Here is an 18,398-nt window from a genome sequence, read left to right as displayed (position 1 = left end):
TCCTATCTGCCGACCATGAGGAAGGCAATCGGGCTGGCGAGGAGGATGGTCAGGGCCACGCGTTGGGCCCAGATGACGACCAGGTGCCAGACCTTCAACGGTATCCGGGTTGCCAGGATGCAGGGCACCACGGCGGAGAAGAAGATGATGGCCGAGACGCAGACCACGGCAATGACCAGGCGCAGGTGCTCGGATTCGTGCCCGGCGACCACGGTGGCCGGCAGGAACATCTCGGCGATGCCCACCGCGGAGGCCTTGGCTGCCAACAGCGGATCGGGCAGGCCCACGACCCAGGTGAAGGGGAGGAAGAGGTAGCCGAGCCAGTCGAAGATCTGGGTGAAGCGGGCCAGCAGCAGCCCGATCAGCCCCACCGAGAGGATCGAGGGCAGGATGGCCATGGCCATCAGCAGCCCGTCGCGGAAGTTGACCCAGATATTGCGTCCCAGGGAGGGTGCGGAATCGAGCATTTCCATGGCCTCGTTCCACGCGGTGGCCAGGCGGCGGGTGGTGACCGTCTCCTCCGGGGAAGCGACGGCCTCCGGGTAGTACTCGTCCTTGATGCGGCTGAGCGGGGGGATCCGCACGCAAATGGCGGTGACCAGGAAGGTGACGCCAAAGGAGAGGAAGAAGTACGGCAGCCAGAGGTGCATGATGTCCAACGTCTTGGCCACGATCACCATGAACGTGACCGAGACGGTGGAGAAGCCCGTGGCGATGATCGCCGACTCCCGGGCGGTGTAGCGCCCGGACTGGTACATCCGGTCGGTGATCAGCAGGCCCAGCGAGTAGCTGCCCACGAAGGAGGCGACGGCGTCGACGGCCGATCGTCCCGGGGTGCGCCAGATCGGCCGCATGACCCGCTGGACCAACACGCCGACGAACTCCATCAACCCGTATCCCACCAGCAGTGCCAGGAAGATGGCCCCGACCGGAACGATCATGCCCACGGGAACCACGAGCTTGTTGAAGAGGAAGGGCCCCAGGTCCGGTTCGAACAACAGTGCCGGGCCCGCCTTGAAGACCAGCATGGTGCCGACCACCAGGCCGATGATGTTCAGGAATGCGAACACCTTCTTGACACCCGACTCGCGCCAGCGTCCGGAGGCGAAGGGGTAGACGGTTCCGGCGATGATCAGCCCCAGCGCCACAAAGCGCACGGACTCCCCGAGCCCGGTGATGATCCAGCCGACCAGGTGGTCAAGCGGGATCGTCTCCTTGCCGCCAATGTTGATCGGTATGAAAAACATGAAGACGCCGATGAGGCTGTAGACGAAGAATCGCCATTTGCCCCGCGGCTGCGCGGAAGTGCGTTGGACGTCGAGCTCGGTGTTGTTTGTTCCAGACATGGGAGTTGTCCTGTTTCGAGTGGGTTCTAGGTGGTCTATTGCGCCATCGGGATGCGTACGCCGCGGTCGCGGGCGACCTCTATGGCGCGCTCGTAACCGGCGTCCACGTGGCGGATCACGCCCATGCCAGGGTCGTTGGTCAGCAGCGCCTCGAGCTTGGCCGCGGCCAGCTCGGTGCCGTCGGCCAGCGAAACCTGTCCGGCGTGGATGGAACGGCCGATGCCGACGCCGCCGCCGTGGTGGATCGAGACCCAGGTGGCGCCGGAGGAGGTGGCGGTCAGGGCGTTGAGCAGCGGCCAGTCGGCGATGGCGTCCGAGCCGTCCTTCATGGATTCGGTCTCGCGGTAGGGTGATGCCACCGAGCCCGAGTCCAGGTGGTCGCGGCCGATGACGATCGGCGCGGAGACCTTGCCCTCGGCCACCAGCTGGTTGAACAGCAGGCCGGCCTTCTGGCGTTCGCCGTAGCCCAGCCAGCAGATGCGGGCCGGGAGGCCCTCGAATTCGACGTGCTCGGCCGCGGCGTCGAGCCAGCGGTGCAGGTGCTCGTTTTCCGGGAAGAGTTCCTTCAGTGCCTCGTCGGTGACGCGGATGTCTTCCGGGTCGCCGGAGAGTGCCACCCAGCGGAACGGGCCCAGGCCCTCGCAGAAGAGCGGGCGGATGTAGGCCGGGACGAAGCCCGGGAATTCGAAGGCACGGTCGTAGCCGCCCTGGCGTGCCTCGTCGCGGATGGAGTTTCCGTAGTCGAAGACCTCGGCCCCGATGTCCTGGAAGCCGACCATCGCCTCAACGTGGCGGGCCATGGAGACCTGGGCCTTCTTGGTGAAGCCCTCCGGATCGGCCTGGGCCTCGGCGTCCCACTGCTCCAGGGTGTACTCGACCGGCAGGTAGCTCAGCGGGTCGTGTGCGGAGGTCTGGTCGGTGACGATGTCGATGGCCACTTCGCCGGCCTTCTGGCGGCGCAGCAGTTCCGGGAAGACCTCGGCGGCGTTGCCGACGTAGCCGACGGAGAGCCCGCGGCCCTCGTTCTTCGCGGCGGTGACCTTGGCGATGGCCGCATCCAGGTCCAGCTCGACGTCGTCGAGGTAGCGCTTGCCCAGGCGGCGGCGCAGGCGGTCCTCGGAAACATCCACGATCAGGCAGGCGCCGCCGTTGAGGGTGACGGCCAGCGGCTGGGCGCCGCCCATGCCGCCGCAGCCGCCGGTCAGGGTCAGGGTGTTGGCCAGCGTGCCGCCGAAGCGCTTGGCGCCGATGGCGGCGAAGGTCTCGTAGGTGCCCTGCAGGATGCCCTGGGTGCCGATGTAGATCCAGGACCCGGCGGTCATTTGGCCGTACATCATCAGGCCCTCGGCCTCGAGCTTGCGGAACTCGGGCCAGGTGGCCCAGTCGCCGACCAGGTTGGAGTTGGCGATCAGCACGCGCGGGGCCCACTTGTTGGTGCGGAACACCCCGACCGGCTTGCCGGACTGGACCAGCAGGGTCTCATCCTCTTCCAAGTCGGTAAGGGTCTTGATGATTGCGTCGTAGGCTTCCCAGGAGCGCGCGGCCCGGCCGGTGCCTCCGTAGACGACCAGGTCCTCGGGGCGCTCGGCGACCTCCGGGTCGAGGTTGTTCATCAGCATGCGCAGCGGGGCTTCGGTCTGCCAGCTCTTGGCGGTCAGCTTGGTGCCGCGGGGGGCGCGGATGACACGGGAGGGATCATGTTGGGTGAAGCTCATGGGTTTGTTCTCCTTATCGGTGATACTGAAATGTGGTGTTGCTTGAGGAAATTCTTATGGGTGGTTCGTGGTTGTGTTGCCGGATTCGCCCCGGGTTCAGCTGCCGACGGCGGCACCCAGGAGAGCCCGGGCCTCGGCGGCGACCAGTTGTCCGATGCGCTCGATCTCCGCCGGATTCATCCGGTAGCTGGGTGCAACCACGGATATCGCGGCCACGGGCCCGTCCTCCTCGGCATTTCTGGTTGCCCCGAGCTGCCGCAGCGGAGCGGCAATGGCCGTCACATCGGCTTCGACTCCCTTGTCGGAGACCGCAAAGCCGGATTCCGGGGTTCTTCCGGCGAAGACGACGCCCAGGCTGGAGCCCTTCAATGGCACGCTGCGGCCCACCCAGGAGGCGTGGCGCACCGAGTGGGTGCCCTCGGCGATGGCCAGGTACACGGCGTGATCGCTACCGGTGCCGTGGTGGCCGCGCACCGAAAGGTAGGCTGATTCACCCGTCGCATCGACCAGGCGCTGCAGGGCCGGGGCTGCCAGGTGGATCAGCGATTCGTGGCTCAGCGCCTGGGCGCCAAGCTGGACCAGGCGCAGTCCCGGCCGGTACTCGCCCACCTCGTCCTTGCGAACGAAGCCGCTGTTTTCCAGGGTGCGCAGCAGGCGCAGTGCGGTGGACGCGGAGAGCTCGGTGCCCCTGGCAACCTCAGCCAGCGTTACCGCCCCGGCATCGCAGACGGCGCCCAGCAACTGCAGTGCCCGCTCCACGGTGCGTGTAGACGGTTCCGCCACGGTTATCCTCCATCTGGGTGGTTCTTGCTTGAAAGTGTTGGCTTGAGAGGCCATTTGGCACCCCTGGACTAAATTCAAACGTCCGGGGGCTTGCCCCAAGGCCAGTGATGCGTTTCACTTATTGAAACGCTAATTTCACCCCTTGGCAAGTGTTCGCGAGATTTGGCTCACACGAAACCACGGAAACCGACCCCTGCGAGAAGGAAACACCATGAACGCCAGCATCACCCTGTCAAGCGACAGCATCACCATTTCAACCGGCGCACTGCGCCCGCAGGACGTCGTGGCCGTTGCACGCCACGACGCGAAGGTGGAACTGGGCGCCGAGGCCCTGGCCGCCATCGAGTCTTCCCGCGCCGTCATTGAGGATCTGGTCAGCGACACCGTCCCGCACTACGGCGTGTCCACCGGCTTCGGTGCGCTGGCCACCAAGCAGATCCCGATCGAATTGCGCGCCCAATTGCAGCGCTCGTTGATCCGTTCGCACGCTGCCTCGTCCGGCGCCGAAGTGCCGCGCGAAGTAGTCCGCGCACTGATGCTCAACCGCATCTCCACCCTGGCCACCGGCCGCACCGGAGTCCGCCCGGTCGTGGCCTCCACCTACGTGGATATCCTCAATGCCGGAATCACCCCGGTCATCGGCGAATACGGGTCACTGGGCTGCTCCGGGGACCTGGCTCCGCTCTCGCACGCCGCGCTGCTGCTGATGGGCGAGGGCCCGGTCCGCAACGCCGAAGGCGTGGCCATGGACGCCTCCGAGGCCCTGGCGACCGCCGGGATCGAACCGGTGGTGCTGGCCGAGAAGGAGGGCCTGGCCCTGGTCAACGGCACCGACGGAATGCTCGGCATGCTGCTGATGGCCGCCGCCGATCTGCACGTATTGGTGAGCATCGCCGATATTTCCGCCGCCATGAGCGTTGAGGGCCTGCTGGGCACCGACGCCGTCTTCGCGCAGGACCTGCACGCCCTGCGCCCGCACCCGGGCCAGCGCGACTCGGCCGCCAACATGCGCAACTTATTGGCCGGCTCGACGCTGATTGAGGAGCAGAAGGCCGGTGCCCACAAGTTCACCCGCGTACAGGATGCATATTCGCTGCGCTGCGCCCCACAGGTGCACGGAGCGGTGCGCGCCACGCTGGCCCACGCCGAATCGGTGGCCGCGATCGAGCTGGCTTCGGCCATCGACAACCCCGTGGTCACCCACGACGGCCGGGTGGAATCCAACGGCAACTTCCACGGCGCCCCCGTCGGCTACGTGCTGGACTTCCTGGCCATCGCGGTCGCCGATTTGGCCTCCATCTCCGAACGCCGCACCGACCGCTTCCTGGACAAGGCCCGCAACCACGGCCTGAACGCCTTCCTGGCCGACGACCCGGGCGTCGACTCCGGCCACATGATCGCCCAGTACACCGCTGCCGGCATCGTCTCGGAGCTCAAGCGCCTGGCCGTTCCGGCCTCGGTGGACTCGATCCCCTCCTCCGCCATGCAGGAAGACCACGTGTCCATGGGCTGGCACGCGGGGCTGAAGCTGCGCAAGGGCATCGACGGACTGGCCCGCGTGCTGGCCATCGAGCTGCTCACCAGCGCCCGCGCGCTGGACATGCGCGACGGCGGGTTGGGGTCCTCCAAGTCCTCCCCAGTGATCACCGCGGTGCGCGAAGCCATCCGCACCAAGGTCGAAGGCCCGGGCACCGACCGCTTCCTCTCCCCCGAGATCGAGTCCGTGTTCCAGCTGGTGGCCGACGGTTCGCTGCTCGCTGCAGCCAACTCGGCGCTCGACGCCCCGTTGGCCTAATGACCGATTCCGCAGCCGTCCCGCAGCGCGGCACCGGCACCGGCACCCAAGGTTCCCGTGCCCTGGTTCCCGGGACCGTCATCGCTTATTCCGGGCTCCGGCCCGTACCCTGGCGCAATGGCGGCGGCGTCACCCGGCAGATCGCGGCCGGCCGTCTGGATTCCTCCGGCCACCCGGAGGAATCCACCGGGGATGACTGGAGCTGGCGGCTGAGCATTGCCGATGTCGGCGAGCCGGGGGAATTCTCCGTCTTCACCGGGATGGCGCGGATCCTGACCGTCGTCGAGGGCGCGGGCATGGTCCTGCGCACCGACGGGATCGAGCGGCGGCTGGAACCCTACGCCCCGTTTGCCTTCGACGGAGCGGCCGCCACCAGCGCGACGTTGCCCGAGGGACCGATCCGGGACTTCAACCTGAACATCCGCAACGGGTCGGTCCATGGACGGGTGGAGATCATGGAGCTGGCGCCGGGGCAGCCGCTGCCGCTGGCCGGCGGCAGCCTCGGCGTGCTTCTGGCCGGCACCGCCACGCTGCCGGCCAACGGCCACCACCGCCAGGAGCTGGAACGCTACGACACCGTCGTGGGTGGCGGGGAATCCGCGCCCGTCCTGGAGGGCCGCGGCTCCCTGGCCGTGGTCTGCCTGACCCCGGCATAGCCCACGGCGGGGCCGGTGCCCCTGCGAGGTACCGGCCGGCCGTGCCGGGCGTCGTCGGGATGTGGGCCCGGCCCCAGGCCGCGAGATCGCCCCCGTCAAATTGGCGCGGGCAGGTGTCTGGCCCGGATAATTTCTTCCATGCCGACTTCATCTCTCCTTGGCTTTGCCGGGGTCGCCCTTGTCGTGGTGCTTGCCCCGGGGCCCGACACCTTCCTGACGCTTCGCTATGCGTTGAACCGCCCGCGCAACGGGGTCGTCGCCGCATTGGGCATGATGGTCTCCATCATGGGCTGGGCGGCGCTTGCGGGACTGGGTGTGGCAGCACTGCTGCAGACCTACCCGGCAATCCACCAGGCAATCGCCATCATCGGCGGCATCTATCTGCTTTACCTGGGGCTCGGCTCCCTGATCAAGGCACGATTCCTGGCCGGTGCCTCGGCGGCGACGGCCCGCACCGCCACCCGGTCGGTGGCCGCCACCGGCACCGAATTCACCGTGCTGCAGTCCCTGCGCGCCGGGATGCTATCCTCGGCCTTGAACCCGAAGCTGGGATTGCTTTTCCTGGCATTGATGCCCCCGTTCATCCCCGTCGGCTCGAACATGCTTGGTTCCGCGCTGTTGCTCGGCGCGGTGTTTGCACTCATGGGTGGCACGTACATGATGGTGCTGACGGCGATCGCGGCCCGGGCCATGGCCTGGTTCAAGAGCCCGACAGTGGGCATCTGGCTCGAACGGATTTCTTCCGGAGCCCTGGCGATCATGGGAGCCGTGGTGCTCATCGGGGCATTTATCTAGCCCGTTAGACTTCTTTTCATGACAACCACGAACCGCGCGCTGGCCACCGGCACCGTCTTGCACCTTGCCGATTCCCCCAAGAGAAAATGGGCCCACGGCGACGTGCGGGAAATCGCCGCCGGTCGGTTGGGCCCGGATTCCGGCTTGCTGCCCGCCGAAGGCAGCACGTGGGATTGGCGTCTGAGCGTCGCTTCCATCGAGCGCGCAGGGGAGTTCACCCCCTATGACGGATGCGACCGCACGCTGACGGTGATTTCCGGGGAGCTGCTCGAGTTGACCGTCGACGGCGCCACCCAGGCGGTGGAGGCCCTGCGGCCCCTGAGGTTCTCCGGCGGCAGCGCTGTCACCGCCGCATTGCCCACCGGAGAGGTGCTGGCGCTGAACCTGATCACGCGGTCCGGAGCGGTGCGGGGCAGCGTGCGCATCGTGGAGCTGTCCAAGAAGCGCGAGCAGCACCTGTTCGGTGCCCAGTTCGGCGTGCTGCTGCAGGGCAAGGCCGTCGTGCGGCATGCCGAGGCTGAGAGTCCGCTGGAACTGCGTGACACCGTCATTGGCGGCGAGGAGGATTCCCCGCGGATTTCCGGCCGCGGCTTCATGGCCGTGGTGTCACTGGACCTGCCATAGTTCCCGGCCCGGGCAACGGCGGCGTTGCCCGGGGCCGCCGTCGAACCCCGACCGGGCCTTGGACTACTTGGTGAGACCCGGCGAGACCGGCACGAACTCGATGGCGTTCTTGCGGTGGATCTTCACAGGCGAGCGCGAGAAGCCCTTGGCGTCCATGTTGTTCCCCACGCGGAAATCTGCCAGGGCCACGTCATAGAGCTCGTTCATCCGGCGACCGCTGACCTCTTCCTGGGTCCCGTCGGCGAAGGTGACGGTCAGGGTCATCTTTTCGGGAAAGTGCCGGTTCATCCGCACGAATCCGTCGGCGTCCTGCTTGAGGTTGATCATGTGCATCCTTCAATCGATTGCGGGTGTCCCCCCAAGTCTTCACCATGTCCCGCCGATTTCTGCAGCGCCTTGCAAGGCTGCGGCAGGTTTTTCGTGCCGGCCTTTCACTCCAGGTGCGCCTCCAACGCCTCGCGCATGATCTGGGAACGGGTCTTGTGTTCATCCCTTGCCCGGGCGTCGATGGTTGCAAGCTCCTCCACGGTCAGCCGCACCGGGACCACCTGTGACGGCAGAGCCCCACGACCGGGTCGACCGCGCCCACGCTTTTTGAGGGCCTGCACGTCGTATCCGCGCTCAGCTTCTGCAGCCCACGCCTCTATTTGCTCCTCGGAGACCGGAACCCCATTGATCATCTCGTGTTCACTCATACAGATATTGTCATACGGAAAGATCATTGCTGGAAGGATTGCACCAGCCAGGCCCAGCTTCGCCCCAGGCGACCCGTGCAGGTGTCACGGATCGGGGGCATCCCACGGCATGACGCTTCGGGAACGGAAATCTTCCTGCCTGGTGCCGGGCCAGTCCGACCCGATGGAGCGGTTGCAGTGGCAGCGCCCCGGGATATCAGGGATCCCAATCACGCGGAAGCGCGGCGGCTTAATGCGCGCACTGCAGTCGAGTGTGGCGGAGGACAGCAGCGCCGCGGCCCTGTGGCTGACGACAAGCTCGCCCCCCCCGGGCAGCCATAGGCGATGTCCCTCGGACCACCAGGTTCGAGGGTGAACACGTAGGTGTCCCTGCAGCACCCTCCGGGCTCGACGTCGATCCGCACCGTCCCGCCGAAGGCCTCGAGCTGCAGGATCGCGGCCGGTGTGACCAGGAAGGGTGGGAACACAGTTTTGCTCATGCCCGCCAGCCTTGACACGGCTGCCAGGGGATCCCCTGCCTCTCCACCCCGAGGCCAACATGCATGACACCAATTTGTTGGCACTGACCATTGACCTGACGTCACCATGGCGCCACTCTGGCATTGTGAACATTTCCCGTTACGTCAAGAACCTGCAGAACCAGCTCTCGGCGGCCGCCCAGGCTTCGGGCGACGAGGCCCAGACCGTCGCCGAACGGCTGGCCCCGACGCTCGATGCATCGGTGAGACTGCTGCTGCTTGAGGTCCTCTCGGACGCCGCCGCAGAAATCACCACCGACCTGGCACCGGGCTCGGTCGATGTGCGCCTGCGCGGAGCCGACCCCGAATTCGTCGTCACCGCTCCCCCGTCTTCCCTCGATTCCGCCGACCACGAATCCCCCCGGGCCGACCCCTCGTTGCCGGAGCCGGGCCAGGACGCCGATTCGGCGACCTCGCGCCTGACCCTGCGGCTGCCCGAAGGCCTCAAGGCCCAGGTCGAGGCCGCCGCCGCGCACGAGGGCCTCTCGGTCAACACGTGGCTGGTGCGTGCCGTCTCGGCCACGCTCAACATCCCGCCCGGCGTCGCCGCACAACGCCAGAAGAACTCCGGCCACCGTTTCACCGGCTGGGTCAGTTAGGACAACGCCATGTACACCTTCAAGCCATCCGGCCCCGTTGTCGCCTCCATCGACCTGTCCATGGGCAACATCCGCATTCTCGCCGGCGACGGCGAGATCCTCACCGTGCGGGTCGAGCCGTCCAACCCCGCCAAGGCCGCCGATGTCCGCTCGGCCGAGTCCACGCACGTCGAATTCTCCGGCGACCGGCTGGAAGTCACCCAGCCCAAGTCGCTGCGCACCTACACGTGGTTCAGCTCCGGCAGCTCCATCGACCTGGTCGTCCATCTTCCTTCCGGCTCCCGCATCGGGGCAAACACCGCCTACGGGTCCATCCGCACCGAGGGAGCCCTCGGACCCTCGAGCCTCAAGACCTCCTACGGGGACATCGCTGTCGAGGAAGGCGAGGACCTGCGGCTGCGCACCGCTTACGGGAAGGTGGTCCTGGACCACGGCAGCGGACACACCGATATCCGCGGCGGGAAGGTCCGCGTGGGGCAGCTCGACGGCACCGCCGCAATCCGCAGCGCCGAGCACGGCACCCACGTGGGCCTGGCCACCGGCGACCTGCGGGTAGCCTCCTCCTACGGCAACATCGAGGTCGACCGTGCCCTGGCCACCGTCGTGGCCAAGACCGCCTACGGGAAGGTGCGCATCCACGATGCGCTGCGCGGGGCCATCGAGATGCGCAGCTCCTACGGCGAGCTGGAGCTCGGCATCCGCGAGGGCAGCGCGGCCTGGCTGGACCTGGAAACCGGCCACGGCACCGTGCGCAACAACCTCACCGCCACCGATTCGGCTCCCGGGGCATCGACGGACACCCTGCAGGTCACCGGCCGCACCTCCCACGGCGACATCACCATTGGCCGCGCCCGCCCGGTGCGTTGAACGGCACGGGACCATACACCCCGCAGCCTGTCCCTGCCTGGAACGGGCGGGAACCCCCGGGCAGGCCGTTGCTTCCGCCCGGTCAAGGGGTCTACATTTAGAGAACGCATAGTTCTCTAATATGTTCCGGTTCCCGGCCGTGCGGCGTGGATCCACATCCCCAGGAGGAAACATGGGCACCACGACGGATTCCCGCCCCGTGGCCGTTGCACCGCTGGCCGAGTTCGGCTCGGCAGACCTCCAGGCGGTCGGCGGCAAGGCGGCAAACCTCGGCGAGCTCATGCGTGCGGGACTGCCCGTGCCCGACGGATTCGTTCTCACCACCGACGCCTATGCGCAAGCAGCGCAGCTCGCCGGACTCGAGGCTCTCTTCGCCGAGGCGGCCGCCACGCCGGCGGCCCTGCGCGAGGCGATCCTGTCCACCGGGATGCCGAAGGACATCGGCCACGCGGTCACCGCCGCCTACCGCCGGCTCGGGGAAAGCGTCCCGGTCGCGGTGCGCTCCAGCGCCACGGCCGAGGACCTTCCCGGGGCTGCCTTCGCCGGCCAGCAGGACACCTACCTCAACGTCGTCGGGGCCGAGGCGGTGCTCGATGCGGTGCGCCGCTGCTGGGCCTCGCTGTTCACCGACCGCGCCGTCGACTACCGGCGCCAGCGCCTGATCACCCCGGACGAGGTCCGCATCGCCGTGGTGGTTCAGGTGATGGTCGCATCCGACACCGCCGGGGTGATGTTCACCGCGGACCCGCTCAGCGGGGCACGGGACCGCATCCTCATCGACGCCGGCGCAGGACTGGGCGAGGCCGTGGTTTCCGGGTTGGTCACACCCGACCACTACGTGCTCGAGACCGGCGGGAAGCTGCTGGACTGGAGGCCCGGACGCGGCGAGGTCGTCATCCGCCCGAGGGCCGGCGGCGGAGTGGCCCACACGGCGCTGACGCGGGATGCGGCACCGGCCGGCGGCACCGATCTTCACGGCGCGCTGCTCACCGCCGCGGATCTGGCGTCCCTGGCATCCCACGCGCGCACCATCGCCAAGCACTTCGGCCGCCCGCAGGACATCGAATGGGCGATCGCCGCGGGCAAGACCTGGATCGTGCAGGCCCGGCCCATGACGGCACTGCCCGAGCCCACCGCACCCCTGGGACGCTTCGGCCGTCTGCAGGGCGCAATCCTGGCCGAGTACCTGCCCGTGCGGCCCTACCCGCTGGACATGACCACGCAGGTCGCCCACGGACCGGCCGAGATGATGCGCGAGATCGCCCACCACTTCGGGCTGGAGGGCGCCTTCACCAACTACCTGCGCGAGCAGGAAGGGGTGGTCGTTGCCCTGGTCCCGCCGTCCCCGCGCCCCACCCCGCGCCTGCTCCTCACCCCGGCGAAGCTGGCCCGCAAGGCCCGCCGCTTCAAGCCCGCGAACTGGTCCACCGATCCCCGGCAGGCCGCCTTCCTCGCCGAGGTCGACGCGCTCGAGTCCCTCGAGCTTGCGGCGCTGCCCTGGGCCACGCTCCTGGATGTGCCGGCCCGGGCCATGGCCGCCGAGGAATATTGCCGGGACCTGCGGATCGACTACCTGCCCGGAAGCGGGCTTGCCCTGGCGCGACTGGTCGTGCTCACCGCCGTGCTGGGCCGCCGCAAGCTCCTCGCCGACCTGCTCGGCGGCGCAAGGACCCGCACCGAGGATTCCAACCAGGCCTTGGCCGGGCTCGCCGACGAGCTGCGGGCCGACCCGCAGCTGCGTGGGGCACTCACCGGACTCGACGCGGAACAGGTTTCCCTCGCGCTGTCGCGGGATCCGCGGCTCGCCGGATTCGCCGCCCGGCTGGAAGCATTCCTGGCCGAGTTCGGCCGCCGCGAAACCACCTCCCCGTTGCTGGTCAGCCCGCCGACCCTGGCCGAGTCCCCGCAGATCGTGCTGGGCATGGCACTGTCCCTGGCCGGTGCCCCGGCCGCGAAAGGCGCAGCGGATTCGCGCTCCGCCGCCGCCCTGGAGAACCTGCTGGAACACCGGCTGCTGCGCGGCCCGCGCCTGGCCAAATTCGCCCGCGCCCGGGTCCAGGCCGCCCGGGAAGCGGTGGCCTTCCGCGAGGACACCCATTTCTACTTCACCGCCGCGCTGCCGGTGCTGCGCCGCTCGCTGCTGCAGATCGGGGCCCGGCTGCAGAAAGCGGGGGTGCTGCACGAACCGGAGGAGGTCTTCCACCTGCGCTGGGAGGAACTCACCGGGATCTTCGACGCCGCGGCCATCCCCGCCGGGCAGGCCGAGCGGCTGCGCGCCGCCGTGGGGGCGCGCACGGCCAAGCGCGCCGAGCTCGCCGGCGTGCCGATGTTCGACGCCTCGGTGTTCTTCCCCGCCGCGGCCGCCTCGGATGCCCTGGCCACCGGCACCCCGGCGGGCTCAGGCACCGCCACCGGCATCGCCCGGATCATCCGTGACGCCGCCGACTTCGAGCGGCTGGGGCACGGCGAGATCCTGGTGTGCCCCTACACCAACCCGGCCTGGACGCCGCTGTTCCGCCGGGCCGCCGCCGTGGTGGTGGACACCGGATCCGTGGCCTCGCACGCGGCGATCGTGGCGCGCGAGTACGGGATCCCGGCCGTCATGGGGACCGGAAACGGAACCGCGGTGATCTCCGACGGGGAGCAGGTCACCGTGGACGGGACACGCGGGCGCGTCACCCGCGCCGCGCAGGCAGCGGCCACGGCATGAAAACGGAGCCCCTGGACCACCGCACGCTGCCGCGCCGGCGCGGGCAGGAACTGGACGAGGCCATCCTCGCCGCGGCCCTGGCCGAGCTTTCCGAGCACGGCTACCCGGCCTTGACGATGGAGGCGGTCGCCAAGCGGGCCGGCGCCGGCAAGGCCTCGCTGTACCGGAGGTGGCAGACCCGCGCGGCACTGGTCATGGACGCCGTCTACACGCTGGCACCTTCCCCGCAGTCCCTGCCCGACTCCGGCACGCTGCGTGGGGACCTGCTCGCGGCCCTCCGCCTGGGCGCGGCCGCGCTGCGGGGCCCGGCCGGGGAGGCAATGCGCGGGATGCTCGCCGAGGCGCTTCCGGATGCCGATCGAAGCACGGCGCTGCGGACCCGCTCCCAGGGCAGGAACCGCCAGCTGATGGCCGAGGTGTTGCGCCGCGCGAGCGCACGGGGCCAGGTCCCGGACGGCGCGGTGACCCCCGCCCGGCTGGAGGTCGGGGCCGCACTGCTGCGCAACCACTTCCTCTTTCGCGGGGAACCGCTGGACGATGGCACGCTCGTGGGCTTCGTGGACGAGGTGCTGCTGCCGCTCTTCGGCACGCTCCCGAACCAGCGAGGCTGAGCCGCGGGTTCCCTGCAGCGGCCCGGATAGAATGGCTGCTTCACCGCCAACCAGGATTGGGCGCCGACGGGCATGGACTACAACGACTTCGAGCTCGTTGCCTTCTGGGTGCTCTGCCTCGCCGCGGCACTGCCGCTGGTGGCCATCGGGATCCACGTGCATGTGCGCCGCGGTGCCAGGGCACTGGACTGGTACATGTTCCTGGGATGCCTCGGTTCGATCGTCTACGGGCTCTTCGCCGGACTGGCCGTCGGGGCGGTGTTCCCGCCGCCCCATGTCCCGGGCCTCTCCGGGGGCAAGGGCCTGGACCTGCGCGGAATCTCCCTGGTCTTCGGCTCCTGGTTCGGCGGAATTCTCGGTTTCCTCGCCACCCTGGCCAGCTTCGCGGCCTCCAAGGCCGTCCGCTGGCGCCGGCACCGCCGGGCCGCCCACGTGCACACGCCACGCACCGGGAAGCAATAGCGCCCCTTCCGGACTCAGGCGCGCAGCACCCGGTCCTCGATCCGATCGGGCACCCAACCATGCCCCTCCCGGACCAGGTTCACCGCCAGCGGCAATTGGTGCGAGGCGCTTTCCACGATGTGCATCAGGTAGCCCGCGGTGTTGGGAAACGCGACCACGTCCCCCGGGGCGGCCCCTTGGGGGAACTCGAACCGCCGGCGCAGGATCAGCTCCTCCTCGATGCAGTAGGCACCCACCAAAAACCCGCTGAACGGCTCGCGGGCCCGCCGCGGCCGGGCCGCGTGCAGCAGGATCGGGTCCAGCAGGAAGTCCGCCGAGGTCGAGCGGCACTGGGTCCTGTTCATGTGCAGGCCCAGCAGCGGGACCCCGTCGCTGCGTTCCTTCCCGAAGGCCACCGCGGCCAGGGTCAGGCCGCACCCGTCCAGCAGTGAACGCCCCGGTTCGCAGCGCAGCTGGAGGTTCCGTGCCACCAGCAGCTGGGCGATGGTTTCCGGGGCTCCGGCGGGCCGGAAGGCCAGGACCGCGTCGAGCCACGGTCCGCGGACCGGCTCCTGGTGGTAGGGGTAGACGCCGGTGCCCGGGTTCGTCCCCACGGACCCCAGCGAATCGGCTTTCCAGGTGACGTCCTCGCTCCCGGCTCGCTGGCCGGCGAGCGCCTCCCAAAACGCCGTCCATTGCCCGGGGTCATCCAGGTAGGACATCGGGATGCCGCCTCCCATGTCGATGAACCCCGGTGCATGCCCCAACCCGGCCAGCGCGTCGACGAGCCGGAGGGATTCGGCCAGCATCAGGGCGCGATGTTCTGCGTTGTAGCCGTTGAGGTGGAAGTGGATCCCGGCGATCTCCAGTTCGGGGGTGTCGTGGTGCCCGCCCAGGAACGCGAGCCAGCGATCCGCCCGCAGCCCGAAGCGGGTCGGCGGCAGCAGGGGGTTGGCCGAGGCCAGGCGCAGCGCGACCCTGGCCCGCACCCCGCGGGCGGCGGCGGCCTCCAGGAGGTCCTCGGCCTCGTCCCGGTTGTCCAGGCTCACCACCACGCCGTTGTCCAGGGCCAGCGCCAGCAGCTCGCGGGACTTCACGGCCGCCGTGACGATGAGCTGGTCGGGGTCCACGCCGCGGCGCAGGGCCTGGTCGAGCTCGTGGAAGCCGGCCACGTCGATCCCGCAGCCCGCAGCCACCGCCGCATCGATGGCGCCGATGGTCTTGTTGGCCTTGCGCGCCAGGTACACCCGGAAGTCCACGCGGTGCCCGGCGGCCGCGGCACGCAGCTCGTCGGCGTTGCGCCGCAGCGCGGAGAAGTCGTGGAGGTTCACCGGGGATCCAAAGGTGTCGATCAGTTCCCGGCACCCGGCGGGGTCGGCGAGCAGGGTCTCCATCCAGGGTTCGAGGCGGGCGGTGAGCGGAACGGTTCCGTGCATCAGGGGTTTCATGTTCGTTCTCCAAGGTGTTGGGGCAGCCGTTGACGCGCGATGCGTCGGGCCCACCGCACATGTTCGTCGTGCAGCGAGCGGTTCAGGGTGTCGTGGCCCAGCGTGGGGCCCTCGGTGGGGCGTCCGAGCGCGGCCAGGGATTCGTTGCGGTTGCCGCGCGCATCGAGGCAGGTTCCATCGGTGTCGGTCAGCAGCCCGGTTTCGCCCGCGCGCACCGTGACCTCCCCGGCGGCCAGCAGGCCGGCCATGACGGGCGAGAAGGCCGCTCCGCCGGGTGCCGGGGCCACCAGGACGCCGGGGGGCGGCGTGATTGCATCAACGACCACGGTGTCGGCCGGCAGGTGTGGCGGGAATACACGTTGGTCCAGCAGTCCGGAGTCGAAGAGCGCCAGCAGCTTCAAGGCCGTGCTTTCGGGAGGCCCGAAGGCCAGGCGTTCCAGCGACCTGGCCACGCGCCGGAATACCCGGGCCTGCGCGGGATCCCAGCGCACCCGGGAGACCGCGCGGACCAGCTGGGGATACAGTCCCGACCAGACCCTGCCCCAGATCCACGCCGTGCCCGGAGGCGTGTGCCCCCGGTTCACCGCGATGCTGCGGCGCAGGTGTTCGGCGGCCGTTTCGGTGCCGCGTCCCGGTTCCGCACGCCCGGTCAGGGCCGTGCGCCACAGGGCCAGGGGCGTGGCCGGTGCCCCGGAGAGTTGCGCGCATTCCATGGCGCAGGCCAGCAGGAGGCCAAAGAGCCCGGTGCATCGGGCGCCGGGCCCGCCCGGGCGTGCGGCGAGGCCGGCGCCCCACGCCAGGACCTGGTCCCGGTACGCGTCGAGGCACCGGTTGATCGTTTCGGGCACTTGCGCGGGCTTGGGTTCCATAGGCAGGTTGCCCAACGATCCCATGGTGATCCTTGCCGGTTCCCGGCCGGCGGGGACATAGCCCAGCGACGGGCCGCCGGCACCCTCGATCGGCATCCATTGCCCGCCGCGGCCCTCGGTCAGCAGGAGCACCGCATCGTAAGCGGTCAGCGCGGCACCCCGGATCAGGATCGCGCTTCCGGCCGGGACGGCTTGCTCCCCCAGCGCTCCGTAGTCCCCGATCAGTGCGTCCGGGTTGCACGCGCCGGCGAGCGGTGGCCCGGGGGCCTCGCCGGGCAGCCCGTGGCCGGTCGCCAGCACCACCTCGTCATAGAACCCGGTCCCGGCGTCGCTGGCCACCTCCCATTGATCCCCGGCGCGTGCCACGCGCGTGACCCGGGCCGGCACGTGGGCCAGCGGGAACCTGGCGGTGTCGGCCAGGGTCCGGAACCGCTCCTGCAGGTACCTGCCGACCACGGCCCGGGGCGGGTAGGGCTCGGTGCCGTACCGGGGCTCGACCCGGGCCACCCAGGAAGCGAAGGACCCGTCTCCATCGGCGGATGTGGCGTCAACGATGCCCGCCGCCACGTTCAGCCGCACCTGCCTGGGCTGGCCCGCCTGCCAGACCCGCCCGGCACCGGGCGGGTAGGGGTCGAAGACATCGACGACCGGGCCTTCGTCATCCACGAGGGAACATCGGTCATTCAGTTCCAGCAACGCAAACAGGGTCTTGGGCCCTCCCCCGATGAAGGCTATGCGTGTCATCGGGTGCTGGTGCCCTGCACCCGGTCCACGGCGCTTGGTTCCGGCTCGCAGCCGAGGTTGTTGCGGACCCAGTCGTCGTCATAGACGGTGTGCAGGTACGGCACGCCCGAATCGTGGACCAGGAAGCCGAGGCGTGAGCCTTCCCCGAGGTCGGGCATGTGCCGTTCCATGGCCGCAACGATCGCCCCGGTGGAGGCGCCCGCGAGGATCCCTTCGCGTTGGGCAAGCCTGCGGCACCCGCGAACCATCTCGATCTCCTCGATCCTGCACACCACGTCGGGGTCCGCCTGCAGGGACAGCTCCGTTACGATGCCGGCGCCCAGCCCCGGGAAGCGCCGCTGGCCTTCCTCGCTGCCGAACAACACCGATCCGACGGCGTCCACGGCCACCAGCTTGGTTTCCGGATGGTGTTGGCGCAGGTACCGTTGGCAGCCCAGGAGCGTGCCGGTGGTGCTGGTGGCCACGAACAGCATGTCCAGCCGCCCGCCCACCGCCTCCATGAATTCGGGCATCGTCGTGTTGAAGTGCGCGTCCGGGTTGGCGGGAGATCCGTATTGGTTGGTGGTCACCGCCCCGGGGTTCTCGTTCAGCAGTTGCTGGACCCGTTGCCGCCGTGCGGCGAGCTTGTTGCCATCGGGAGGCGTTGGCACCAGCTCGATCCTGGCCCTGTAGGCGCGCATGATCTCGAGTGCCGAGCGGTTGGCGTTCTCGTCGACGACCGCCACGAACCCGATCCCGCGGACCACCGATTGCCGGGCCAGCGCGATGCCGAGGTTTCCGGAGGTCGATTCCACGATCAGGCCCCCGGGTTGAACCCGTCCGGAAGCCACGAGTGATTCAATGAGGCTGTTGGCAGTTCGCTCCTTGGTGCTGCCCGAGAGCTGGAGCAGGTCCAGCTTGGCAAAGACCTCCATCCCGGAGCCCCCAAAGAGTCGCTTGAGCTTGGCCGTCGGGGATTTCATCGGGCTCAGCGTTCCGTCGCTGTACATGTTCGCTCCTTGTATCTGGTTGGTCAGATCATCCGCCCGGCGACCTTGGAACGGAAGGGACCTGGCTGGAACCGGGGCCATCCGGCGTTGCGCCCCGGCGTGGGGAACGCCGAAACCGACATCACGAACGTACCCGTAGCGGCGGGTTAAGGCTGAGGCCAGTCTAGGAGCGGGGTGCAGGTTCTGAACAGGA

At 69.0% G+C, this 18,398-nt stretch carries 17 protein-coding genes; 9 read left to right on the top strand and 8 right to left on the bottom strand.

Going from position 1 to position 18,398, the window contains the following annotated elements; all coding sequences use genetic code 11:
• Positions 1-2: 2 nt before the first annotated feature.
• The 3 genes from J2T21_RS03005 to J2T21_RS02995 form a co-directional block, all read right to left on the bottom strand.
• Positions 3-1,346, bottom strand: coding sequence for a YjiH family protein (locus J2T21_RS03005; protein ID WP_307578280.1), 1,344 nt, complete (start codon positions 1,344-1,346; stop codon positions 3-5).
• A gap of 35 nt (positions 1,347-1,381) precedes the next feature.
• The gene (hutU, locus tag J2T21_RS03000) at positions 1,382-3,061 is read right to left on the bottom strand and encodes a urocanate hydratase (RefSeq protein WP_307578278.1); all 1,680 of its coding nucleotides are present in this window, start codon (positions 3,059-3,061) and stop codon (positions 1,382-1,384) included.
• Between the two features lie 96 nt (positions 3,062-3,157).
• The gene (locus J2T21_RS02995; RefSeq protein ID WP_307578275.1) at positions 3,158-3,844 is read right to left on the bottom strand and encodes an IclR family transcriptional regulator; all 687 of its coding nucleotides are present in this window, start codon (positions 3,842-3,844) and stop codon (positions 3,158-3,160) included.
• 211 nt (positions 3,845-4,055) lie between these two features.
• On the opposite strand from J2T21_RS02995, the gene hutH reads away from it, so the two are divergent.
• The 4 genes from hutH (at position 4,056) to J2T21_RS02975 (ending at position 7,714) form a co-directional block, all read left to right on the top strand.
• A complete protein-coding gene (gene hutH / locus J2T21_RS02990) occupies positions 4,056-5,639 on the top strand; it encodes a histidine ammonia-lyase (protein WP_307578273.1) in 1,584 nt (527 codons plus the stop codon).
• On the top strand, positions 5,639-6,295 hold the full coding sequence (locus tag J2T21_RS02985; protein WP_307578271.1) for a HutD/Ves family protein: 657 nt from the start codon (positions 5,639-5,641) through the stop codon (positions 6,293-6,295). Before hutH ends, J2T21_RS02985 begins: the two co-directional genes overlap by 1 nt.
• Positions 6,296-6,433: 138 nt before the next feature.
• Positions 6,434-7,090 carry a LysE family translocator gene (locus J2T21_RS02980; RefSeq protein WP_307578269.1) on the top strand — a complete coding sequence of 219 codons (657 nt, stop codon included), beginning with the start codon at positions 6,434-6,436 and terminating at the stop codon, positions 7,088-7,090.
• 18 nt (positions 7,091-7,108) lie between these two features.
• Positions 7,109-7,714, top strand: a complete 606-nt coding sequence (locus J2T21_RS02975) for a HutD/Ves family protein (RefSeq protein ID WP_307578267.1) — start codon at positions 7,109-7,111, stop codon at positions 7,712-7,714.
• Positions 7,715-7,777: 63 nt separating this feature from the next.
• On the opposite strand, the gene J2T21_RS02970 is transcribed toward J2T21_RS02975, so the two are convergent.
• Together J2T21_RS02970 and J2T21_RS02965 are read right to left on the bottom strand one after the other, a co-directional pair.
• On the bottom strand, positions 7,778-8,041 hold the full coding sequence (locus tag J2T21_RS02970; RefSeq protein ID WP_307578266.1) for a hypothetical protein: 264 nt from the start codon (positions 8,039-8,041) through the stop codon (positions 7,778-7,780).
• 104 nt (positions 8,042-8,145) lie between these two features.
• Complete coding sequence (locus J2T21_RS02965; protein WP_307578264.1) at positions 8,146-8,409, bottom strand: ribbon-helix-helix domain-containing protein; 264 nt, start codon at positions 8,407-8,409, stop codon at positions 8,146-8,148.
• A gap of 604 nt (positions 8,410-9,013) precedes the next feature.
• On the opposite strand from J2T21_RS02965, the gene J2T21_RS02960 reads away from it, so the two are divergent.
• From J2T21_RS02960 to J2T21_RS02940, 5 genes are all read left to right on the top strand, one after another.
• A complete protein-coding gene (locus tag J2T21_RS02960) occupies positions 9,014-9,526 on the top strand; it encodes a toxin-antitoxin system HicB family antitoxin (RefSeq protein ID WP_307578262.1) in 513 nt (170 codons plus the stop codon).
• A gap of 9 nt (positions 9,527-9,535) precedes the next feature.
• A complete protein-coding gene (locus J2T21_RS02955) occupies positions 9,536-10,393 on the top strand; it encodes a DUF4097 family beta strand repeat-containing protein (RefSeq protein WP_307578260.1) in 858 nt (285 codons plus the stop codon).
• Between the two features lie 172 nt (positions 10,394-10,565).
• On the top strand, positions 10,566-13,103 hold the full coding sequence (locus tag J2T21_RS02950) for a PEP/pyruvate-binding domain-containing protein (RefSeq protein WP_307578257.1): 2,538 nt from the start codon (positions 10,566-10,568) through the stop codon (positions 13,101-13,103).
• Positions 13,100-13,714 carry a TetR/AcrR family transcriptional regulator gene (locus J2T21_RS02945; RefSeq protein ID WP_307578255.1) on the top strand — a complete coding sequence of 205 codons (615 nt, stop codon included), beginning with the start codon at positions 13,100-13,102 and terminating at the stop codon, positions 13,712-13,714. The genes J2T21_RS02950 and J2T21_RS02945 overlap by 4 nt, the downstream gene beginning before the upstream one ends.
• Positions 13,715-13,786: 72 nt before the next feature.
• A complete protein-coding gene (locus tag J2T21_RS02940; RefSeq protein ID WP_307578253.1) occupies positions 13,787-14,176 on the top strand; it encodes a hypothetical protein in 390 nt (129 codons plus the stop codon).
• Between the two features lie 14 nt (positions 14,177-14,190).
• Here the strand turns inward: J2T21_RS02940 and J2T21_RS02935 are convergent, their stop codons facing one another.
• Genes J2T21_RS02935 through J2T21_RS02925 form a run of 3 tightly spaced genes read right to left on the bottom strand, consistent with a single transcriptional unit; the run spans position 14,191 to position 18,205 of the window.
• Complete coding sequence (locus J2T21_RS02935) at positions 14,191-15,603, bottom strand: alanine racemase (RefSeq protein ID WP_307578251.1); 1,413 nt, start codon at positions 15,601-15,603, stop codon at positions 14,191-14,193.
• Positions 15,600-17,216, bottom strand: a complete 1,617-nt coding sequence (locus tag J2T21_RS02930) for an FAD/NAD(P)-binding protein (RefSeq protein ID WP_307578250.1) — start codon at positions 17,214-17,216, stop codon at positions 15,600-15,602. Before J2T21_RS02930 ends, J2T21_RS02935 begins: the two co-directional genes overlap by 4 nt.
• Complete coding sequence (locus tag J2T21_RS02925) at positions 17,213-18,205, bottom strand: pyridoxal-phosphate dependent enzyme (RefSeq protein ID WP_307578248.1); 993 nt, start codon at positions 18,203-18,205, stop codon at positions 17,213-17,215. Before J2T21_RS02925 ends, J2T21_RS02930 begins: the two co-directional genes overlap by 4 nt.
• Positions 18,206-18,398 lie beyond the last annotated feature (193 nt).

This window comes from Paeniglutamicibacter psychrophenolicus (genome assembly GCF_030812255.1).
Taxonomy (GTDB): Bacteria; Actinomycetota; Actinomycetes; order Actinomycetales; family Micrococcaceae; genus Paeniglutamicibacter; species Paeniglutamicibacter psychrophenolicus_A.
This window is presented reverse-complemented; position numbering and strand designations above follow the sequence as displayed.